General features: G+C 72.0%; 22 protein-coding genes. 14 read left to right on the top strand and 8 right to left on the bottom strand.

The window, feature by feature from the left end; all coding sequences use genetic code 11:
- Positions 1-250 precede the first annotated feature (250 nt).
- The 4 genes from rpsA to CNQ36_RS08855 all read left to right on the top strand — a co-directional run bounded on the left by rpsA (position 251) and on the right by CNQ36_RS08855 (position 3,919).
- The gene (rpsA, locus tag CNQ36_RS08870) at positions 251-1,744 is read left to right on the top strand and encodes a 30S ribosomal protein S1 (RefSeq protein WP_037937712.1); all 1,494 of its coding nucleotides are present in this window, start codon (positions 251-253) and stop codon (positions 1,742-1,744) included.
- A gap of 146 nt (positions 1,745-1,890) precedes the next feature.
- Positions 1,891-2,829, top strand: a complete 939-nt coding sequence (locus CNQ36_RS08865) for a PAC2 family protein (RefSeq protein ID WP_121545578.1) — start codon at positions 1,891-1,893, stop codon at positions 2,827-2,829.
- Positions 2,830-2,873: 44 nt separating this feature from the next.
- Entirely contained in the window at positions 2,874-3,488 is a 615-nt protein-coding gene (coaE, locus tag CNQ36_RS08860; RefSeq protein WP_121545577.1) for a dephospho-CoA kinase, read from the top strand.
- 50 nt (positions 3,489-3,538) lie between these two features.
- The gene (locus CNQ36_RS08855) at positions 3,539-3,919 is read left to right on the top strand and encodes a tetratricopeptide repeat protein (RefSeq protein ID WP_004932551.1); all 381 of its coding nucleotides are present in this window, start codon (positions 3,539-3,541) and stop codon (positions 3,917-3,919) included.
- Positions 3,920-3,929: 10 nt separating this feature from the next.
- Here CNQ36_RS08855 and CNQ36_RS08850 read toward each other — a convergent pair whose 3' ends face one another.
- Entirely contained in the window at positions 3,930-4,193 is a 264-nt protein-coding gene (locus CNQ36_RS08850) for a DUF6343 family protein (RefSeq protein ID WP_121545576.1), read from the bottom strand.
- A 147-nt stretch (positions 4,194-4,340) separates the two neighbouring features.
- Here CNQ36_RS08850 and CNQ36_RS08845 point away from each other — a divergent pair, with 147 nt between their 5' ends.
- Complete coding sequence (locus tag CNQ36_RS08845) at positions 4,341-5,027, top strand: class I SAM-dependent methyltransferase (RefSeq protein ID WP_228312934.1); 687 nt, start codon at positions 4,341-4,343, stop codon at positions 5,025-5,027.
- A 53-nt stretch (positions 5,028-5,080) separates the two neighbouring features.
- Here CNQ36_RS08845 and CNQ36_RS08840 read toward each other — a convergent pair whose 3' ends face one another.
- Positions 5,081-5,722, bottom strand: coding sequence for an RNA-binding S4 domain-containing protein (locus CNQ36_RS08840; protein WP_004932558.1), 642 nt, complete (start codon positions 5,720-5,722; stop codon positions 5,081-5,083).
- Between the two features lie 74 nt (positions 5,723-5,796).
- Here CNQ36_RS08840 and CNQ36_RS08835 point away from each other — a divergent pair, with 74 nt between their 5' ends.
- The 4 genes from CNQ36_RS08835 (at position 5,797) to glpK (ending at position 10,072) form a co-directional block, all read left to right on the top strand.
- The gene (locus tag CNQ36_RS08835; protein ID WP_121545574.1) at positions 5,797-6,513 is read left to right on the top strand and encodes a uracil-DNA glycosylase; all 717 of its coding nucleotides are present in this window, start codon (positions 5,797-5,799) and stop codon (positions 6,511-6,513) included.
- Between the two features lie 38 nt (positions 6,514-6,551).
- Positions 6,552-7,523 carry a prolyl aminopeptidase gene (pip, locus tag CNQ36_RS08830; protein ID WP_121545573.1) on the top strand — a complete coding sequence of 324 codons (972 nt, stop codon included), beginning with the start codon at positions 6,552-6,554 and terminating at the stop codon, positions 7,521-7,523.
- A 176-nt stretch (positions 7,524-7,699) separates the two neighbouring features.
- A complete protein-coding gene (locus CNQ36_RS08825; RefSeq protein WP_240659418.1) occupies positions 7,700-8,536 on the top strand; it encodes an MIP/aquaporin family protein in 837 nt (278 codons plus the stop codon).
- 18 nt (positions 8,537-8,554) lie between these two features.
- Positions 8,555-10,072: a glycerol kinase GlpK gene (gene glpK, locus CNQ36_RS08820; protein ID WP_004932569.1), complete on the top strand. Its 1,518-nt coding sequence runs from the start codon at positions 8,555-8,557 to the stop codon at positions 10,070-10,072.
- 51 nt (positions 10,073-10,123) lie between these two features.
- Here glpK and CNQ36_RS08815 read toward each other — a convergent pair whose 3' ends face one another.
- Complete coding sequence (locus CNQ36_RS08815) at positions 10,124-10,315, bottom strand: hypothetical protein (protein ID WP_040907462.1); 192 nt, start codon at positions 10,313-10,315, stop codon at positions 10,124-10,126.
- Positions 10,316-10,453: 138 nt separating this feature from the next.
- Between CNQ36_RS08815 and CNQ36_RS08810 the strand changes: the two genes are divergently transcribed.
- On the top strand, positions 10,454-11,587 hold the full coding sequence (locus CNQ36_RS08810; protein WP_121545572.1) for a glutathione-independent formaldehyde dehydrogenase: 1,134 nt from the start codon (positions 10,454-10,456) through the stop codon (positions 11,585-11,587).
- A gap of 12 nt (positions 11,588-11,599) precedes the next feature.
- Here the strand turns inward: CNQ36_RS08810 and CNQ36_RS08805 are convergent, their stop codons facing one another.
- Both CNQ36_RS08805 and CNQ36_RS08800 read right to left on the bottom strand, forming a co-directional pair.
- Complete coding sequence (locus tag CNQ36_RS08805; protein WP_121545571.1) at positions 11,600-12,064, bottom strand: GNAT family N-acetyltransferase; 465 nt, start codon at positions 12,062-12,064, stop codon at positions 11,600-11,602.
- A complete protein-coding gene (locus CNQ36_RS08800) occupies positions 12,061-12,474 on the bottom strand; it encodes a RidA family protein (RefSeq protein WP_121548403.1) in 414 nt (137 codons plus the stop codon). The genes CNQ36_RS08805 and CNQ36_RS08800 overlap by 4 nt, the downstream gene beginning before the upstream one ends.
- A 279-nt stretch (positions 12,475-12,753) precedes the next feature.
- On the opposite strand from CNQ36_RS08800, the gene CNQ36_RS08795 reads away from it, so the two are divergent.
- Both CNQ36_RS08795 and CNQ36_RS08790 read left to right on the top strand, forming a co-directional pair.
- Positions 12,754-14,352: a peptidoglycan-binding protein gene (locus CNQ36_RS08795; RefSeq protein WP_121545570.1), complete on the top strand. Its 1,599-nt coding sequence runs from the start codon at positions 12,754-12,756 to the stop codon at positions 14,350-14,352.
- A gap of 172 nt (positions 14,353-14,524) precedes the next feature.
- A complete protein-coding gene (locus tag CNQ36_RS08790) occupies positions 14,525-15,313 on the top strand; it encodes a nucleotidyltransferase family protein (protein ID WP_121545569.1) in 789 nt (262 codons plus the stop codon).
- A 41-nt stretch (positions 15,314-15,354) separates the two neighbouring features.
- On the opposite strand, the gene CNQ36_RS08785 is transcribed toward CNQ36_RS08790, so the two are convergent.
- Positions 15,355-16,473 carry a coiled-coil domain-containing protein gene (locus tag CNQ36_RS08785; RefSeq protein ID WP_206278444.1) on the bottom strand — a complete coding sequence of 373 codons (1,119 nt, stop codon included), beginning with the start codon at positions 16,471-16,473 and terminating at the stop codon, positions 15,355-15,357.
- A gap of 178 nt (positions 16,474-16,651) precedes the next feature.
- Here CNQ36_RS08785 and CNQ36_RS08780 point away from each other — a divergent pair, with 178 nt between their 5' ends.
- Positions 16,652-17,185: a hypothetical protein gene (locus CNQ36_RS08780; protein ID WP_163013221.1), complete on the top strand. Its 534-nt coding sequence runs from the start codon at positions 16,652-16,654 to the stop codon at positions 17,183-17,185.
- An 11-nt stretch (positions 17,186-17,196) separates the two neighbouring features.
- The gene (locus tag CNQ36_RS08775; protein ID WP_163013220.1) at positions 17,197-17,814 is read left to right on the top strand and encodes a hypothetical protein; all 618 of its coding nucleotides are present in this window, start codon (positions 17,197-17,199) and stop codon (positions 17,812-17,814) included.
- A 62-nt stretch (positions 17,815-17,876) separates the two neighbouring features.
- Here CNQ36_RS08775 and CNQ36_RS08770 read toward each other — a convergent pair whose 3' ends face one another.
- Together CNQ36_RS08770 and CNQ36_RS08765 are read right to left on the bottom strand one after the other, a co-directional pair.
- Positions 17,877-18,734 carry a S8 family serine peptidase gene (locus CNQ36_RS08770; protein WP_121545566.1) on the bottom strand — a complete coding sequence of 286 codons (858 nt, stop codon included), beginning with the start codon at positions 18,732-18,734 and terminating at the stop codon, positions 17,877-17,879.
- 143 nt (positions 18,735-18,877) lie between these two features.
- Positions 18,878-19,066: a hypothetical protein gene (locus tag CNQ36_RS08765; protein WP_121545565.1), complete on the bottom strand. Its 189-nt coding sequence runs from the start codon at positions 19,064-19,066 to the stop codon at positions 18,878-18,880.
- Positions 19,067-19,100 lie beyond the last annotated feature (34 nt).

Below are 19,100 nucleotides of genomic sequence, written 5' to 3'. Positions count from 1 at the left end.
CCCGGGTGGGCGGCTTCGCGCATTGACCCTGCCCGGCTGCCCCCGTATGCTACAAGTTGCGCTGCGAGCCTGCGCACCTCAGACGTAGCAGGCTGCGCTTGCATCTGTTGTATGTCCCCTCGGTTTTCGAGGCGTCATCACCGTTTTCCCTGGTGGGCGCTTCCTTGGCTGTCCGGCTTCTGCAGAGCGAAACGGGCTCCGGCGTAGCAGTACCTACGACTTCAATGTCCGTACCGGAGCCCTTTCCCACATGACGAGCAGCACCGAGACCACCGCCACCACCCCGCAGGTTGCGGTCAACGACATCGGTAACGAGGAAGCATTCCTCGCCGCGATCGACGAGACGATCAAGTACTTCAACGACGGCGACATCGTCGACGGCGTCATCGTGAAGGTCGACCGGGACGAGGTCCTGCTCGACATCGGTTACAAGACCGAAGGTGTCATCCCGAGCCGCGAGCTCTCGATCAAGCACGACGTCGACCCCAACGAGGTCGTCGCCGTCGGTGACGAGATCGAGGCCCTGGTCCTCCAGAAGGAGGACAAGGAAGGCCGCCTGATCCTCTCGAAGAAGCGCGCCCAGTACGAGCGTGCCTGGGGCACCATCGAGAAGATCAAGGAAGAGGACGGCATCGTCACCGGTACCGTCATCGAGGTCGTCAAGGGTGGTCTCATCCTCGACATCGGCCTCCGCGGCTTCCTCCCGGCCTCCCTGGTCGAGATGCGCCGCGTCCGCGACCTCCAGCCCTACGTGGGCAAGGAGCTCGAGGCGAAGATCATCGAGCTGGACAAGAACCGCAACAACGTGGTCCTGTCCCGCCGTGCCTGGCTGGAGCAGACCCAGTCCGAGGTGCGCCAGACGTTCCTCACCACCCTCCAGAAGGGTCAGGTCCGTTCCGGCGTCGTCTCCTCGATCGTCAACTTCGGTGCCTTCGTGGACCTGGGTGGCGTCGACGGTCTGGTCCACGTCTCCGAGCTGTCCTGGAAGCACATCGACCACCCCTCCGAGGTCGTCGAGGTCGGCCAGGAGGTCACGGTCGAGGTCCTGGACGTCGACATGGACCGCGAGCGCGTCTCCCTGTCGCTGAAGGCGACCCAGGAAGACCCGTGGCAGCAGTTCGCCCGCACCCACCAGATCGGCCAGGTCGTGCCCGGCAAGGTCACGAAGCTGGTTCCGTTCGGTGCGTTCGTCCGCGTGGACGAGGGCATCGAGGGTCTGGTCCACATCTCCGAGCTGGCCGAGCGCCACGTGGAGATCCCGGAGCAGGTCGTCCAGGTCAACGACGAGATCTTCGTCAAGGTCATCGACATCGACCTCGAGCGCCGTCGCATCAGCCTCTCGCTGAAGCAGGCCAACGAGGCCTTCGGTGCCGACCCGTCGACGGTCGAGTTCGACCCGACCCTGTACGGCATGGCCGCGTCCTACGACGACCAGGGCAACTACATCTACCCCGAGGGCTTCGACCCCGAGACCAACGACTGGCTCGAGGGCTACGAGACCCAGCGCGAGGCCTGGGAGACGCAGTACGCCGAGGCGCAGCAGCGCTTCGAGCAGCACCAGGCGCAGGTCATCAAGTCCCGCGAGGCGGACGAGAAGGCCGCCGCCGAGGGTGGCGAGGCCGCCGCTCCGGCCGCGTCCGGTGGCGGTTCGTACTCCTCCGAGGGTGGCGACCAGTCCGGCGCGCTCGCCTCGGACGAGGCGCTCGCCGCGCTGCGCGAGAAGCTGGCGGGCGGCCAGAGCTGACGCTCCGCGCCGACGCTTGACCGTTGACCGAGGGCCCGCACCTTTCGAGGTGCGGGCCCTCGGTGCTGCGTTCCCCCCCGCTCCCCGGGGAATGCGGGTGGCGCACGGCACGTTGTGCAGTACGAACACGAGGAGGAGCGGTCACTGTGCTTGATCCGCAGGGTTTGTACGCCTGGGAGCCGAAGGGGCTGAGCGTCGTCGACATGGCGCTGGCCCAGGAGTCGGCCGGACTTGTCATGCTCTACCACTTCGACGGGTACATCGACGCGGGGGAGACCGGTGACCAGATCGTCGACCGGCTGCTCGACTCGCTGCCCCACCAGGTCGTCGCCCGGTTCGACCACGACCGGCTCGTCGACTACCGCGCCCGCCGCCCGCTGCTGACCTTCACCCGCGACCGGTGGAGCGACTACGAGGTGCCCGCCCTCGAGGTCCACCTCGTCCAGGACGCCACCGGAGCGCCCTTCCTGCTGCTCTCCGGGCCCGAGCCGGACGTGGAGTGGGAGCGCTTCGCCGCCGCCGTCCGGCAGATCGTGGAGCGGCTCGGCGTGCGCCTGTCGGTGAACTTCCACGGCATCCCCATGGGCGTCCCGCACACCCGCCCCGTCGGCATCACCCCGCACGGCAACCGCACCGACCTGGTCCCGGTGGCCGGCACCGCCTTCGACGAGGCGCAGGTGCCGGGCAGCGCCGAGGCCCTCGTCGAGTACCGGCTGATGCAGGCCGACCACGACGTGCTGGGCGTCGCCACTCACGTGCCGCACTACATCGCCCGCTCCCCGTACCCGGACGCCGCGCTGACCGCCCTGGAGGCCATCACGGCCGCGACCGGACTGGTCCTGCCGGGCGTCGCGCACTCCCTGCGCACCGACGCCCACCGCACCCAGACGGAGATCGACCGCCAGATCCGGGAGGGCGACGAGGAACTCACCGCCCTCATCCAGGGCCTGGAGCACCAGTACGACGCCGCCGCGGGCGCCGAGACCCGGGGCAACATGCTCGCCGAGCCGGTGGAGATCCCGTCGGCGGACGAGATCGGCCGCGAGTTCGAACGCTTCCTGGCCGAGCGGGAGGGCGACAACTGACGCCCTCCGGAACCGGCGCCGCAGGCACCGCCTAGGCTGCTCCCATGCTGAAAGTGGGCCTGACCGGTGGGATCGGCGCCGGCAAGAGCGAGGTGTCGCGGCTGCTCGTCGAACACGGGGCCGTGCTCATCGACGCGGACCGCATCGCGCGGGAGGTCGTCGAACCGGGCACGCCCGGCCTGGCGGCGGTCGTGGACGCCTTCGGCGAGGAGATCCTCACCGCGGACGGCGCCCTCGACCGGCCGAAGCTCGGCTCCCTCGTCTTCGCCGACCCGGAGAAGCTGGCCGTCCTCAACGCGATCGTCCATCCCCTGGTCGGCGCCCGCTCCCGCGAGCTGGAGGAGGCCGCCGCCGTGGACGCGGTGGTCGTCCACGACGTCCCCCTCCTCACCGAGAACGGCCTCGCCCCCCTCTACGACCTGGTGATCGTCGTCGACGCGAGCCCCGAGACCCAGCTCGACCGGCTCGTGGACCGGCGCGGCATGACCGCGCAGGACGCCCGCGCGCGGATGGCCGCCCAGGCGTCCCGCGAGGAGCGCCGGGCGATCGCCGACATCGTCATCGACAACGACGTGCCCCTCGACGCGCTGCGCCGGCGGGTCGGGGACGTGTGGTCCCAGCTGGAGGACCGGGCGTCCCGGCGGTCCCCCGCGGAATAGGGCGCACCGGGCGGGGCGTTGAACCCGTTCAGTGAGGGAAGGATCCCGCCGTGCCCGAGACCAGCGGTTCGACCGGACGTACGCCGGAAACGCATGTCATCGACTTCCGTGCCGCCGAGCAGTTGCTCGCCTCCAGGGACCCGCGCGGTGCCGTGAAACTGCTCGACGGTGTGATCGACGTCCACCCGGAGAACACGGCCGCGCGGCTGCTGCGCGCCCGTGCCTTCTTCGCGGCGGCCCAGCTGCGCCCCGCCGAGCTGGAGTTCTCCCTGGTCCTGGAGCGCGAGCCGGACAACGCCTTCGCCCACTTCGCGCTCGCCCGCACCTATCAGCGGCAGGGCCGCCCCCACCCGGCCAAGCGCCACTTCCGGCTGGCGGCCGCGCTGGACCCGAACCCGGAGTACCTGAAGGCCGCCCGCTTCGACGCCTGACCGCCGCCCGCTAGGGACGGCTGCTCGGCGGCTGGTACGGGGGGACGCCGGGCCCCGGCTGGTAGTGCGGCCCCTGGTGGATGTGCCGGAGGACGACGACCAGGTCGACGGTGATCAGCAGCCACAGCAACCCGCAGAGCAGCGCCCATCCCGGGTGGCCCGAGAGCGCGAACGCCACCGTCCCGGACACCGACCAGACCACGCCCCACACGCTCAGCCAGAACCGCATCCGCAGCGCACTGCGCGCGGTCACCGGCTCACTGCCCGTACGCATACGATCACCACTCCCGTCCGCGCCGGCCCCCGCCGGCCCCTCTGCACGGGGTCCCACCACCCAGCATCCTTCACTCGGTCGGGTGAAGCTCGGCCGGTGGGGAACGGGTGTCCGGACGCCGTCCGTTGGGCGGGCATGGAGCTGAGAATGCGTGAGGGGTACGAGGGCACGGGTCCCGGGGTGATCACCCCGGACGGCTGCGCGGTGGAGCTGTACTCGCGGCTGCCCGTCGGGGACGAGCCGGACGTCATCGCCTCCGCGGTGCCGGCCGGGGCGCGGATCCTGGAGCTGGGCTGCGGGGTCGGCAGGATGACGCACGCGCTGCTGGAGCGCGGCTTCGACGTCACGGCGGTGGACGAGTCCGTGGAGATGCTGGAGCGGGTGCGCGGGGCCCGGACGATACGCGGGTCCATAGAGAGGCTCGACCTCGGCGAGACGTTCGACGTGGTGCTGCTCGCGTCGTTCCTGGTGCACGCGGGGGACGAGGAGGTCCGGCGGGGCATGCTGCGCACCTGCCGGCGGCACCTGGCGGAGGGCGGACGCGTACTGATCCAGCGGGAGGGCGAGGACTACCACACCAATGTGCCGCGCGAGCGGGTGGACCCGTCCGGCTTCACCGTGCGGATCGTGTCGTCGGAGCCGGTCGGTGACGGCGTCGACTCGGTGCACGCGGAGTACGTGTTCCCGGACGCGGTCTGGACCCAGACCTTCCGCGCCCGTCCGCTGACCAGGGAGCAGTTCGAGGCGGCCCTGGGGGAGGCGGGCCTGGAAGTGGACCGCTGTCTGACGGACGACGGGACATGGGTGAGGGCGATCGCGGTGCCCGGCGCCTGAGCGCCCGGGGGCCCGCTCCGGTGCAGCGGACCGCGGGAATCCACACCGTGTAGTCACGGCCTGGCCGTACCGCCGGACCTCTTGCCCCGGCCCCGGCGCCCGTCGGACCCGCCACGCCCGTCGCGTCCGCCGGACCCGTCACGTCCCCCGGACCCGGCGTCCGGGCCACCGGCGAAGCCGCGGCCTTCGGGCCTCGCCGGGCCTCCGGCGCCGCCGGACGGCCCGAAGCCGCCCGGCGGGCCGAACGCGCCGGGCGCGCCCAGCCCCCGCAGCCGTTCCATGTCGCGACGGTCGCGCTTCGTCGGGCGTCCGGCGCCGCGGTCGCGGATGCCGGCCGGGGCGACGGCCTCGCGGGGCGGGGGCGGCGGGGAGTTGTCCACATAGCACTGGACGGCCACCGGGGCGCCGACCCGCTTGCGGATCAGCCGCTTCACCACGACGACCCGCTCCCGGGTCTCGGCCCGCAGCCGCACCTCGTCACCGACGCGCACGGAGTGCGACGGCTTCACGCGCTCGCCGTTGACCCGGACGTGCCCGCCCTTGCAGGCGGCCGCGCCGAGGGACCGTGTCTTGACCAGACGCACCGACCAGATCCAGCTGTCGATCCGCACGGACTCACCGCCGGTCGGCCCCGCCGCCTCCGCGGCGGCCACGGCGGCGGCGGTTGCGGGGTCCTCGGCGTGCTCAGAAGCCATGGTCCCGACCTTAGCTCCCCGGTCCGGCCGGTGGCGCCGGGTTTTCGGCGGCCCCGAACACCTACCGTGGAGACATGGACCCCAGCGGCCTCGACCGGCTCGACCAGCGCATCGCGGGCTGCCGTGCCTGTCCCCGGCTGGTCGAGTGGCGGGAGGAGGTCGCCCGGACCAAGCGGGCCGCCTTCGCGGACTGGACGTACTGGGGGAGGCCGGTGCCGGGGTTCGGGCCGCCGGACGCCCGGCTGCTGATCATCGGCCTGGCGCCGGCCGCGCACGGCGGGAACCGCACCGGACGGATGTTCACCGGGGACCGTTCCGGAGACGTGCTGTACCGGGCGCTGTACGACGTGGGGCTCGCCTCACAGCCGACGTCCGTGCACGCCGGGGACGGCCTGGAGCTGTACGGCGTGCGGGTCACCTCGCCCGTGCACTGCGCCCCGCCCGCCAACAGGCCCACGCCCGAGGAGCGGGACGCCTGCCGGCCCTGGCTGGTGCGGGAGCTGAACCTGCTGCGGCCGACGGTGCGGGCCGCGTTCGTACTCGGCGCCTTCGGCTGGCAGGCCGCGCTGCCCGCGTTCGCCGAGGCCGGCTGGACCGTGCCCCGGCCCCGCCCCGCCTTCGCGCACGGCGCCCATGTCACGCTGGACGCCCCCGACGGCCCCGGTCTGCACCTGTTCGGCTGCTTCCACGTCAGCCAGCGCAACACCTTCACCGGCCGCCTCACCCCCGAGATGCTCAGGGAGGTGCTGCGCACGGCGGCCGGGGCGGCGGGACTGCCTCCGCCGAAATGAAGCTGAGCCGTCTCCGCCGGTACCTCTAGATTGCTCCGATGAGCAGATATCCGGAGATCGAACCGTACGACCACGGCATGCTCGACGTCGGTGACGGCAACCGCGTGTACTGGGAGACCAGCGGCAACCCGCGGGGCAGGCCCGCGCTGGTGCTGCACGGCGGACCGGGCTCGTCCGCGGGCCCCAACCTCCGGCGCTACTTCGACCCCGCGGCCTACCGCATCGTGCTGCTCGACCAGCGCGGCGCGGGACGCTCGACACCGCCCGCGAGCGACCCCGCCACCGACATGCGCGTGAACACCACCGCCCACCTCCTCGCGGACCTGGAGCGACTGCGCGCGCACCTCGGCATCGAACGGTGGCTGGTGTGGGGCGTGTCGTGGGGGTCCGTACTCGGACTGCGGTACGCGCAGACCCACCCCGGGGTGGTCTCCGAACTGGTGCTGACCGGCGTGGCGACCGGCTCCCACGCCGAAGTCGACCTCCTCACCAGGGGGCTGGGGAACATCTTCCCGGAGGCCCACGAGCGGTTCCTCGCCGCACTGCCCGCCGGCGAGCGCGACGGCAACCTGGCCGCCGCGTACAACCGGCTGCTGGAGTCGCCGGACCCGGAGGTGCGGGAGCGGGCGGCGAAGGCCTGGACCGACTGGGAGACCGCGACGATCCCCGCGCCCCCCGGCTCGGTCGCGCGCTTCCAGGACCCGGTGTTCCGCCGGGGCTTCGCCCGTACCGTCACCCACTACTGGGGCAACGACCACTTCCTCGGCGACGGCGGGGCCGGCGACGCGGAGGTGGTCCTGCGCGACGCCCACCTCCTGGAGGGCGTCCCCGGCACCCTCGTTCAGGGCAGTCTCGACTTCGGCAACCTCCTCGGCATCGTCTGGCGGCTCCATCACGCCTGGCCGGGCAGCGAGTTGACGATCGTGGACGAGGCCGGCCACGACGCCGGCCAGGCCGGCGACGACGCGCTGGTGGCGGCGACGGACCGGTACGCGCGCCACGGCGGGTGAACACCGGCCCGCCTTGCTCCATGGGAGGGAATTCCGTTTCCCGACGGGCATGACCGACAAGGCCCGCATACGCTTCCGGTGAGGGGAGGGACGGATTGCGCCATTCCAGCCGAGGAGGGCCGATGGCTGAGCGCGTCGCACAAAGACGTGGATACGGAAAAGGAATCGTCGGCGAGATGCTTGCCGAATTCCTGGGGACGTTCGTCCTGTTGCTGCTGGGCATCGGATCGGTGGCCGTGGCCGTCGTCGGACTTCCCGGTTCGGGCCGGCAGTTCGTGGAATTCGGACCCGCCAACTGGCTCATCATCTCGTGGGGCTGGGGCCTCGCCGTGGTGTTCGGCGTCTATGTGGCCGGCGGCATCAGCGGCGCCCACATCAATCCCGCCGTGACCCTGGCATTCGCCGTACGACGGGACTTCCCCTGGCGGAAGGTGCTGCCCTACTGGCTGGCCCAGGTGCTGGGCGCCTTCGTGGCCGCCGCACTCATCTACGCCTGCTACCACTGGGCCATCGACGCGTCCAACACCAAGGCGGGCCTCCCGCGTGACAAGTCGCTGGGCACCTATTCCATCTTCGCCACGTTTCCCGCCGAATACTTCGGGGATTCCTGGTGGGGACCCCTGCTCGACCAGATCGTGGGAACCGGCATCCTGCTCCTGCTGATCTGCGCGCTCATCGACACCCGCAACACCGCTCCGATGGCGAATCTCCACCCGTTCATCATCGGCCTGGTGGTCGTCGCCATCGGTCTGACGTTCGGCACCAACGCCGGATACGCGATCAATCCCGCGCGAGACTTCGGCCCACGGCTCTTCACGTTCTTCGAAGGCTGGGGATCGATCGCCCTGCCCGGGACGTTCGGCTGGTTCAGCGACTACTGGTGGATCCCCATCGTCGGACCGCTCATCGGCGGGGTCCTCGGAGTGTTCGCGTACGACCTGATCATCAGCCCGGTGCTCAAGGCCAGGATGGGCGACGCCGAAGAGGGCCCGGCCACGGAAGAGCCCTCGTAACGCCAGGAGGTGGCAGCGATGCCCGAATTCGTCGGTGCCGTGGACCAGGGGACCACCAGCACACGCTTCATGATCTTCGACCACTCCGGCAACGAGGTGGCCAGGCACCAGCTCGAGCACCGGCAGATCCTGCCGCGCTCGGGCTGGGTGGAGCACGACCCGGTGGAGATCTGGGAGCGCACCAACACGGTGATCCAGAACGGCCTCCGGGCCGGCGGTCTGACGGCCGAGGACCTGCGGGCCATCGGCATCACCAACCAGCGTGAGACGACGGTGGTCTGGGACCCCCGGACCGGCCGCCCGTACTACAACGCCATCGTGTGGCAGGACACCCGCACGGACCGCATCGCCGCGGCCCTCGAACGCGAAGGCCACGGCGACGTCATCCGGCACAAGGCGGGGCTGCCGCCGGCCACCTACTTCTCCGGCGGCAAGATCAAGTGGCTGATGGAGAACGTGGACGGACTGCGCGAGGCCGCCGAGGCCGGCCATGCCCTGTTCGGCAACACGGACGCCTGGGTGCTGTGGAACCTCACCGGCGGACCCAACGGCGGTGTGCACGCCACCGACGTGACCAACGCCAGCCGCACCATGCTGATGAACCTGGAGACCCTGGACTGGGACGACGAACTCCTCGGCATCTTCGGCATCCCGCGCGCGATGCTGCCGGCCATCCACGCCTCGTCCGACCCCGAGGCGTACGGCACGGCCCGCACCTCGCGGCCGCTGAGCGCCGCCGTCCCGATCACCGGTGTCCTGGGCGACCAGCACGCGGCGACCGTCGGCCAGGTCTGCTTCTCACCCGGCGAGGCCAAGAACACCTACGGCACCGGCAACTTCCTGGTGCTCAACACCGGTACGGAGCTGGTGCGTTCGCAGCACGGGCTGCTGACGACGGTGGCGTACCAGTTCGCCGGGCAGCCCGCGGTGTACGCGCTGGAGGGATCCATCGCCGTCACCGGCGCGGCCGTGCAGTGGCTGCGCGACCAGCTGAAGATCATCAACAGCGCCCCGGAGAGCGAGCAGCTGGCCCGCCAGGTGGACGACAACGGCGGGATGTTCTTCGTCCCGGCCTTCTCGGGCCTGTTCGCCCCCTACTGGCGTTCCGACGCCCGGGGCGCCATGGTCGGGCTGGCCCGCTACAACACCGGCGCGCACATCGCGCGGGCCACGCTGGAGGCCATCTGCTACCAGAGCCGCGACGTGGTCGAGGCCATGGAGCAGGACTCGGGCGTGCACCTGGACGTGCTCAAGGTCGACGGCGGCGTGACCGCGAACGACCTGTGCATGCAGATCCAGGCCGATGTGCTGGGCGTCCCGGTCAGCCGTCCGGTGGTCGCCGAGACCACCGCGCTGGGCGCCGCCTACGCCGCCGGGCTCGCCGTCGGCTTCTGGAACGACACGGACGAGCTGCGCTCCCACTGGCAGGAGTCGAAGCGCTGGAGCCCGGAGTGGTCCGAGGAGCAGCGCCAGGAGGGCTACCAGGACTGGAAGCGGGCCGTGGAGCGCACCCTGGACTGGGTCAAGGTCACCTGAGCCCGCACCCGGGCCCGGCTCCACCCCGGGCCCGGTCCGCCCCGGCCCGCGTCAGCGGTCGGCGATGTCCTCGCGGAGGCCGTCGGAGAACTCCCACCACGCCAGCGAGAGCCAGTCGCCGTGGACGAAGGCGTCGACGGACGAGCCGCGGCCACGGACCGTGACGGTCGTTCCCGGCGGGTAGACGGTGCCGGACAGCCCCGGCACCGGGACCAGCAGAGTTCCCAGTCGCTGTGCTGCCATTTCCCCGCCTCTTCCTCTCTTCGTGCTGGATCGGCATCGGACTCGTATGCCCCATGTCGCCGCAGATTACCGGTTTGCCCGACCGGGTGGAGAGCGGAACCATGAGAGATGACTCACCCGAGATCGGAGGTCTCAGCCATGAAGGCCGTCGTGTACAAGGGACCGTTCAGCGTCGAGGTCGAAGACGTCGAGAAGCCCACCGTCCAGCATCCGAACGATGTGATCGTGAAGGTCAGCTCCACCGCGATATGCGGCTCCGACCTGCACATGTACGAGGGCCGCACCGCGGCCGAGCCGGGCATCGTCTTCGGCCACGAGAACATGGGGATCATCGAGGAGGTCGGCCAGGGCGTCACCTCGCTGAAGCAGGGTGACCGCGTGGTCATGCCCTTCAACGTCGCCTGCGGATTCTGCCGCAACTGCGCCGAGGGCTTCACCGGCTACTGCCTGACGGTCAACCCCGGCTTCCCGGGCGGCGCCTACGGCTATGTCGCCATGGGCCCCTGGAAGGGCGGCCAGGCCGAGTACCTGCGCGTGCCCTACGCCGACTTCAACTGTCTGAAGCTGCCGCAGGGGAAGGAGCACGAGACCGACTTCATCCTGCTCGCCGACATCTTCCCCACCGGCTACCACGGCTGCGAACTCGCCCAGGTCCGCCCCGGTGAGAGCGTCGCGGTGTACGGCGCGGGGCCGGTCGGGCTCATGGCCGCCTACTCGGCGCTGCTGCGCGGCGCGAAGAAGGTGTTCGTCGTGGACCGGGTCGCCGAGCGGCTGCAGAAGGCCCAGGAGATCGGCGCGGTCCCCATCAACTTCGCCGAGGGCGACCCGGTCGAGCAGATCAAGGACCAGACCGACGGGGTCGGCACGGACAAGGGCGTCGACGCCGTGGGCTACCAGGCCACGAAGGGCGGAACGGACCGCGAGGAACCGGCGACGGTGCTGAACTCGCTGGTCAACACGGTCCGCGCGACCGGAGCGCTCGGCGTGCCCGGCCTGTACGTCCCGTCCGACCCCGGGGCCCCGGACGAGCAGGCCAAGCAGGGCATGCTGCTCGTCGCGATCGGCAAGCTCTTCGAGAAGGGCCTGCGGGTCGGCACGGGGCAGTGCAACGTGAAGCGCTACAACCGGCAGCTGCGCGACATGATCATCGAGGGCAGGGCGAAGCCCAGCTTCGTGGTCTCCCACGAGCTGCCCCTGGACCAGGCGGCGTCGGCGTACGACAAGTTCGACAAGCGGATCGAGGGCTACACCAAGGTCGTACTGCACCCGTAGCCGCGCCGGCGGCTACGGCCGCCACACGTAGCGGACGTCCGGCTCCCGCTCCTCGTTCCCGGCGCCGTCCGTCCACTCCACGGCCGTGAAGCCGTGACGCTCGTAGAAGCGGTGCGCGGGGCCGTTGACCTGGAAGGTCCACAGCGTGAGGCCCCCGGGGCTGCGCTCCTTGGCCAGCGCGACGAACCGGTCGCCGATCCCGCGTCCGCGCCACTCGGGGGCGAGGTACAGCTGCTCGAGTTCCTCGCCCTCCAGCACCATCACCCCGGTCACGGCCCCGCCCGCCGCCTCCGCCAGCCAGGTGTCCCGCGCGGGCACCAGCACGTGCCGGAAGTACGCGCGGACCTCGTCGTCGGACCGCGGCCGGACCACGCCCGGCAGCGCGGCGGCGAACGACCGCAGCCAGACCGCGGCGGCGGCCTCGGCGTCGGACGCCAGCGCCCGCCGCAGCAGCACGTCCCGTGCGCCGTTCGTCATGAGTCCCCGGCCTCCGGCACGACCGCCGTAGCCGTGATCTCCACGAGCTGCCCGGTGTACCCGAGGCAGGCCACGCCGATCAGGGTCGACGAGTGGGGGCCCGTGCTCAGCCCGGACGCCCTGACCACCTCCCACACGGCGGCCAGCACCGCGGGCTCACTGCTCACCACGTACACGTCGGTCGTGACGACGTGTGCCAAGTCGCTCCCCACCGCGTGCAGTTGCTCCTCGAGATTGGCGATCACCCGCTGGGCCTGCCGCACCGGATCGCCCTCGCCCACGAGGTCTCCCGCGGCGTCCAGCGGGACCGACCCGGCGAGGAACGCCAGCCTGGTGCCCGCCTCGACGACGGAGGCGTGGGAGTAGACGGGCGGTGGGAAGAGCGTGGGGACGGTGACGCGCCGGATCACGCGGGCTCCGATCTCGGGGGGACGGAAGGCACCCCGCATCGTCCCCCGGTGGGCCTGCCGCCGCACCCGAGTTTCCCGGCCGCGCCGCGCGCGCCCGCCCCGGTGTGCCGGTGTCTCGGCCCCGCCCCGCAACTGACGGACGTTCGTGGGCTCTTGAGTTGTCAACGCGCGTAGGTGCAAGCTGAGCGGTGCATGTAACGCATCAGGTCGTGACGGTCATGCGTGATTGTCATGCGCCTGTCATGTTGTGTCCGTTGTCCCGAACCGCCAGGAGCCCCCATGCCCCCGCGCATCGCAGCAACCCGCCGGCGCCTCACCACCGCGACCCTGGTCGCGGCCACCGTCTCCGCGCTCACCCTCACCGCGATGCCCGCCGGTGCGGCCCCCTCCCCGGCGCCTACGGCCGCCGCCCAGGCCCAACAGGCCCCCTCGGCTCGTGACTTCGCCCAGGCCGCCGCCCGTCACGGCGTCCCCCGCGACCTCCTCGTCGCCGTCGGCTGGAGCGAGACGCACCTCGACGGCCACAACGGCGCGCCGAGCCAGGCCCACGGCTTCGGCGTCATGCACCTCGTCGACAACCCCGGCCACCGGACCCTGCGCGAGGCCGCCGAACTCACCGGCCGCCCGCTCGCCCAGCTGCGCGCCGACCCGGCGGCCAACATCGACGGCGCCGCCGCCGTGCTGCGCTCCTATGCCGACGACCTCCGGCTGAGCGCCACCGAGCGCCGCGACCCGGGCGCCTGGTACCGGGCCGTGGCCCGTTACAGCGGCGCCGGGAAGCAGGCCGCCGCCCGCTACGCGGACACCGTCTACGACTTCCTCGCCAAGGGGCTGCTCGCCCGGCCGGGCGGCGCCGACAGCGCCGAGGAGATCGTGGTCGTCGGGCGGCGCGTCAGCCCCGACAAGGGCGCCTACGCCGCCCCGTCGGCCGGGGACGCCTCCTTCGGCGTCCAGAGCACCGACTACGGGCCGGCGCGGTGGGTGCCCGCCTCGCCGAGCAACTACACGGCCGGGCGCTCCGCGGCCATCGACAAGGTGGTCGTCCACGTCACCCAGGGCTCCTACGCCGGCGCGATCAGCTGGTTCCAGAACCCGGCCGCCCAGGTCAGCGCGCACTACGTCATCCGCTCCTCGGACGGCGAGGTCACCCAGACGGTCCGCGACCGCGACACCGCCTGGCACGCCCGCTCCGCCAACTCGTCCTCCCTGGGCATCGAGCACGAGGGCTGGGTGGACGACCCGAGCTGGTTCACCGACTCGATGTACCGCTCCTCGGCGGCACTCACCCGGCACCTGTGCGACACCTACGGCATCCCCAAGGACCGTACGCACATCCGCGGCCACAGCGAGCTCCCGGACAACGACCACACCGACCCCGGCGCGCACTGGAACTGGGCGTACTACATGGAGCTGGTCGGCGGCACCGCCGGCAGCACGGACGGCATCAGCTTCAGCTCCTACCCGACGCTGAAGAGGGGTGCCACCGGCGAACACGTCAGGGCGCTGCAGACGCTGCTGAAGGCCCAGTCCTTCGACCCGGGCACGGTGGACGGCAGCTTCGGGCCGGCGACCGAGAGCGCGGTGAAGGCCTTCCAGGCGTCGCGGAAGCTGGTGGCAGACGGTGCGGTGGGCCCGAAGACATGGACCGCGCTGCTCTCCGCCGGCCAGGTCGTCACGGTGCGCGGCGGGAGCACGGGCGAGGCGGTCAAGCGGCTGCAGCGTGCGCTGACCGCCGCGCTGGGCAGGACGGTGGCCGTCGACGGCACCTTCGGCTCCGCCACCGAGAGCGCGGTCGTCTCCTACCAGAGCAGCCGCGGTCTGACGGCGGACGGCATCGCCGGACCGGCCACCTGGAGCGCCCTCCAGTCCGGACGCTGACCCGGACCGGCCCGGGAACTCAGCCGCCCCCGCCCGCCCCGCGCCGCACGCGGGACGGGCCGCGGGCGGGGGGCACGTATGTCGTTCGACCGTGCGCGGGCGTCCCCGTACGCTGCCCACGGGCCGGCCCCGCCGCCCGGACGACCGTCGCCGACCGCCAGGAGCCGCCGCCGTGCCGCCCTCCCCCTCCGACCGGGCCTTCCTCGACGCGACCGCCGGCCGGCTCGCCGCCCTCCCCGGCGTCCGAGCCGTCGCACTCGGCGGCTCGCGCGCCCAGGGCACCGAGCGCCCGGACAGCGACTGGGACCTGGCGGTCTACTACCGGGGCGCCTTCGACCCGGACGACCTGCGCGCGGTCGGCTGGGAGGGCGAGGTCTCCGAGATCGGCGGCTGGGGCGGCGGCGTCTTCAACGGCGGCGCGTGGCTCACCATCGACGGGCGCCGGGCCGACGTCCACTACCGCGACCTCGACGTCGTCGAGCACGAACTGGCGGAGGCGGCGGAGGGCCGCTTCCGCGTCGAGCCGCTGATGTTCCACCTGGCCGGCATCCCGACGTACCTGCTGGCCGCCGAACTCGCGGTCAACGAGGTGCTGCGCGGCGAACTGCCCCGCCCCGCCGCCTATCCGCGGGCACTGCGCGAGTCCGCCCCGCCCCGCTGGCACGGCACGGCCACCGCCACCCTGGCCTACGCGAAGGACGGGCACGCTCCCCGGGGCGCGCTCACCCAGGTGGCCGGGAGCATCGCCGTCGCCGCGACCCAGACCGCCCACGCGGTACTCGCGGCGCGCGGCGAGTGGGTCACCAACGACAAGGGCCTGATCCGCCGTGCGGGGCTGACCGGAGCCGATGCCCTGCTGGAGTCGCTGACGGCGAGCCCGGACGCCCTCGTCCATGTGGTCACGGCGGCGGAGGCGCTGTTCGAGGGTGCCGTCGAGGCGGCCGTGCGGCGCTCCGGCTGAGCGTCGGCCGAGGGGCGGGGGTGGCCCGCCGGGTCACGGTCTCACGGGCTGGGCAGGGCTTCGGGGTCCTCGTCCGTCGGGTGCGGAAGCGGGGGCGGGGCAGTGGTGGGTGGTGTGACGAGGAAGGCCGCCGACGGGTCGACGTCGCCGGCGTGGAACAGGGTGGGCAGGTCGTGGTCGAGGAGGCCCGCCATCTCGATCGCCACCCGGCCCTGGGCGTGAGCCGAGCGGATCGACTGGCCGTCGGCGACGGCCGCGTAGAAGCGCGCCGCGTAGGTGATCGCGTCGATGTCCCCGATGGACGCCGACATGCCGATCGCCAGCGGGACGGTGTCGACCAGGCGGGACGCCTGGGGAGCGGAGTCGCAGGAGTTGAGCAGCACCAGCAGCGGCTGCTCGTCCACCGCGGCGATGGCACGGGCGAAGGCCCTGGCGGAGACGACGGCGCCGTCGTGGAAGTGGTCGGTGTCCTGCTCGAAGACGATGAGGTCCTCCGCGCTGTGACCCGAGAAGTGCACGACGTGCGGCCGGAACCGGGTGAGTCCGTCGAGGAGGTGGGCGGCCGTCGCCGCGGGGTGGGCGTCCAGTTCCACGAGGTCGCGGTGGAGCGCGCGCTCCACCGCCGCGCGGATGCGCGCCTGTTCGCGGGTGATGCGCAGGTCGCCGCCGGCCGCCGCGCCGAGCATCAGGACCCGCAGGGGCTCCGGCCTGGGTGCGCGCAGGTGCCTCAGGACGTCGTTCATCTTCCCCTCCGTCAGGGTCAGTCGTGCGTCGATCCGTGCCTGTTCGGAGGCGATCCGCAGTATCGCCTCCCGCCGTTCCTGCCGCAGTACCGTCTCCACGGCCTCGCGCTCCTCCGCCTCCGCCTCCGCGCGGAGTGCGTCCAGTGCCGCCGCCCGGGTGCCGAGGCGGGCGCCGCGGGCCTCCCACGAAGCGGCGTCGCGCGCCGCGGTGTTGGCGTCCCTCTCGCGCCGGGCGGCGGTGCGGAGCCTGCTGTCGCGGATGCCGGCGCTCCGGGTACGTGCCGCCGAGGCGCGCTGCTGGGTGGCGGCGGCACGGGCCGAGGCCTCCTTCCGCCGCAGTGAGGCCGCCCGCCGCTCGGCGTCCGCCTGTGCCTTTCTCGCCTGTTCCAGTCTGGCGCGGTATTCCCGTGCGGTCATGAAACTCCTGGGACGGTTTCCGGTGTGCCGAGAGTGCGCCGTGCGCCCCGCGAGAAAGGGAATGTGCCCGCAGCATAAGGCGATTAACCCGTCATGGGGAGGGGAACGACCTGAAGGCGGAGCCGGAGTGTTCCGGAACGCGGGGGGTGGCGTCATGGGGTCGGAAAGACTGAGACAAATGCTGAGCGAAGTCGATCCAGTTGTGCTCGATTTTGTTCGAGGGGGTCATGTCGCGGGCCTTGACGTACCGGACGGTGAAACCGGCGACGACTCTTCCGCATTGCACGACGGGCTGCACCTCGCGGCGGAGGGCGCCGGTACCGCGGCGGCCGCGCTGCTGACCTGGCGGTCGCTGCGGGACGCGAAGTCCTGGTGGCGCAGGAAGCGGGACGCCGACGCCGCTGGGACCGGCGCGGCGCCGGACCCCGGCGACCGCGGGCTTCCGCCGGCGCAGGACGCGCGGAGCGAGAAGAAGCCGAAGGAGGAAGTCAGGCTGAAGCGCTCCGATCTGGTGGATCTCGCTCGTCGGGAACTGATCGAGGAATTCGATCTTCCGGAGGACGAGCCGCTGGAGATCCGCGAACAGGATTACGAAGTGAGCGAAGCCGCTTGGCGATTCGTCTTCGTGTCCGGCGCCGACGCATACGAGGTCCTGGTCGTGGCGAAGGGGAGCAGGGCCGCGGTGCTCAAGTACAACCACACCAGAGAATAGGGGGGCGCGAAATGAGCAATGTGATTCCGGGATTCCTGACGGCGCACCGGCGATACCTGGCGCGGGTGGAGCTCGCGTCGGGCGAGCCGGCGACCCTGTACATCGAGGACGTGCAGTTCCTCTACCCTCCGCACCAAGTGCAGTTTCCGGTCCTCCGGCAGCGGAATCCGGTCGTCCAGCACTTCTTCGTGGCGCGCGAACACGAGCGGCTGGAGATCGCCTACCACCCCGGCCTGGCGACCCGCGCCGGCCACACCGCCGAGGACATCGCGCTGATCCTTTACTACGCCCGTGAACTGGCGGGCACCTTCGCACGGATCCGCAACCGGACGGCTCTCAACGGTGTTCGGGTCACCGACTTCGACACCGGGCACGCCTCGGGGTTCTCCTACCACGCCAAGGACCGGATCAAGGACGGGGCGCACGCGGCCCTGTACGGCCTCGGCGCCGGCCGCACCGCCTGGCGCAGCTTCTCGGACGGGGCGGCGGCCCTGCGCAGCCTCACGGAATGGGCGCAGGGGCGCAGCCGCGCCAAGGGCTACTACGTCGTGGAGGACGACTGGCTCTCGGACGAGCCCGTGATCCTGCACCCCCTCCACTTCAACGACCTGGAGCCACTGGGCTCCTGAGACCACCGGGTTCCGGACCCCGCCCCCCGCGCCCGCGGCCGGGAGTGCGGAACGCACACCGCTCAGGAACGGTCGCGGAGCGTCGTATAGGCGGCCCACGCGTCCAGCAGCGGCGGAACGACCGAGTGCCGCGGGCCGGGTCCGTGGGTGACCGCGTGCCGTACGGCCGCCGGGGCGGCCGCCGGGAACGCCGAACACAGCAGGGCGGCCGCACCCGTGACGAACGGCGCGGCGGCGCTCGTGCCGTTCAGGACGAGGGGCCGCCCGCCGGGTCCCGGCGCCACGACGCGCTCGCCGGGGGCGCCGACTCCATGGCGGCCGATGGACGCGCCCAGGTTGGACTGGGGCATGGGGCGCCCGGCGCGGTCGTACGCGGTCACCGGGACGACCCAGGGGTGTCCGGTGAGGACGGAGGAGCCGAGCCGCCCCTGGTTCCCCGCGGCGGCCACGAGGATCACGCCCCGGTCGGCGGCATGGTCGAGGGCGGCCTCCAGAGCGGGGTCGCGGGCACCGGAGGGCGCGGGCTGGGCCATGCTGAGGTTCAGGACGTGGACGCCCGCGTCGACGGTCTCCGTGATGGCCTCGGCAAGCTCTGCCGTCCGCACGCCCAGGAGGCAGGTCGCGGGTCCGCCGCCGGCCGGCCGGTCCGTGAAGAGGGGCCGGGACACCAGGGTGCAGCCGGGGCAGACGCCTTCGGCCCCGGCGATGACCGCGGCGACGGCGGTGCCGTGCGCACAGCAGACGTCGGCACGGTGGCAGGTTCCCGCACGGGCTGCCGGCCCGAGTTCCCGCACCGGGCGGCCCCCGAAGGCGGGGTGGTCCGGGGCGACACGGCCGTCGATCAGGCCGACGACGACCGAGGACCGGCCGGAGGTGCGCGCCCTGAGCGGCGTGAGGCGGATCAGGTCCAAGGGGTCCACGGGTGCCCTCCCGTCTGCGGCCGGGGTACGGGTGGGGCCGGTCACCGCCCCCGCGGCCCCGCCGGACGGGGCGAGGGCCGCCGGGGCGTCGGGTGGTGCCGCTCCTCCGGGCGCGTGCGGCCCGGAGGTAGCTCATCCCGCGGTCACCACTTCTCCGAGCAGAACTCCTTCACGCACTTCCGCACGCACACGGGGAAGTTGTGGGAGCCCTGGCACTTGTGGCGGCAGACCGGGGCCAGTTCCTCCTCGCAGGTGAACTGCTGGGGGAGGAACAGATCACCGGGTTTCACTCCGCGAGCCGCCGGTTCGACGGCGAATCCGGGGATACGCATGTCCGTTCGCCTCTTCCTCTCTCTCGTGTCTCTC

It is taken from the genome of Streptomyces fungicidicus (assembly GCF_003665435.1).
Classification (GTDB): Bacteria; Actinomycetota; Actinomycetes; order Streptomycetales; family Streptomycetaceae; genus Streptomyces; species Streptomyces fungicidicus.
The sequence above is the reverse complement of the archived record's forward strand: the minus strand, read 5'-3'. Positions and strand labels throughout refer to the sequence as shown.

Excerpts from the sequence above, each read along its gene's own strand:
- CNQ36_RS08850 (WP_121545576.1), bottom strand. The coding sequence starts at position 4,193 with ATGCGTACGGGCAGTGAGCCGGTGACCGCGCGCAGTGCGCTGCGGATG.
- CNQ36_RS08835 (WP_121545574.1), top strand. The coding sequence starts at position 5,797 with ATGGACCCCAGCGGCCTCGACCGGCTCGACCAGCGCATCGCGGGCTGC.
- glpK (WP_004932569.1), top strand. The coding sequence starts at position 8,555 with ATGCCCGAATTCGTCGGTGCCGTGGACCAGGGGACCACCAGCACACGC.
- CNQ36_RS08795 (WP_121545570.1), top strand. The coding sequence starts at position 12,754 with ATGCCCCCGCGCATCGCAGCAACCCGCCGGCGCCTCACCACCGCGACC.
- CNQ36_RS08840 (WP_004932558.1), bottom strand. The coding sequence starts at position 5,722 with ATGGCTTCTGAGCACGCCGAGGACCCCGCAACCGCCGCCGCCGTGGCC.
- CNQ36_RS08785 (WP_206278444.1), bottom strand. The coding sequence starts at position 16,473 with ATGACCGCACGGGAATACCGCGCCAGACTGGAACAGGCGAGAAAGGCA.
- CNQ36_RS08845 (WP_228312934.1), top strand. The coding sequence starts at position 4,341 with ATGCGTGAGGGGTACGAGGGCACGGGTCCCGGGGTGATCACCCCGGAC.
- CNQ36_RS08805 (WP_121545571.1), bottom strand. The coding sequence starts at position 12,064 with ATGACGAACGGCGCACGGGACGTGCTGCTGCGGCGGGCGCTGGCGTCC.
- CNQ36_RS08775 (WP_163013220.1), top strand. The coding sequence starts at position 17,197 with ATGAGCAATGTGATTCCGGGATTCCTGACGGCGCACCGGCGATACCTG.
- CNQ36_RS08810 (WP_121545572.1), top strand. The coding sequence starts at position 10,454 with ATGAAGGCCGTCGTGTACAAGGGACCGTTCAGCGTCGAGGTCGAAGAC.
- CNQ36_RS08825 (WP_240659418.1), top strand. The coding sequence starts at position 7,700 with ATGCTTGCCGAATTCCTGGGGACGTTCGTCCTGTTGCTGCTGGGCATC.
- rpsA (WP_037937712.1), top strand. The coding sequence starts at position 251 with ATGACGAGCAGCACCGAGACCACCGCCACCACCCCGCAGGTTGCGGTC.
- pip (WP_121545573.1), top strand. The coding sequence starts at position 6,552 with ATGAGCAGATATCCGGAGATCGAACCGTACGACCACGGCATGCTCGAC.
- CNQ36_RS08815 (WP_040907462.1), bottom strand. The coding sequence starts at position 10,315 with ATGGCAGCACAGCGACTGGGAACTCTGCTGGTCCCGGTGCCGGGGCTG.
- CNQ36_RS08780 (WP_163013221.1), top strand. The coding sequence starts at position 16,652 with ATGCTGAGCGAAGTCGATCCAGTTGTGCTCGATTTTGTTCGAGGGGGT.
- CNQ36_RS08765 (WP_121545565.1), bottom strand. The coding sequence starts at position 19,066 with ATGCGTATCCCCGGATTCGCCGTCGAACCGGCGGCTCGCGGAGTGAAA.
- coaE (WP_121545577.1), top strand. The coding sequence starts at position 2,874 with ATGCTGAAAGTGGGCCTGACCGGTGGGATCGGCGCCGGCAAGAGCGAG.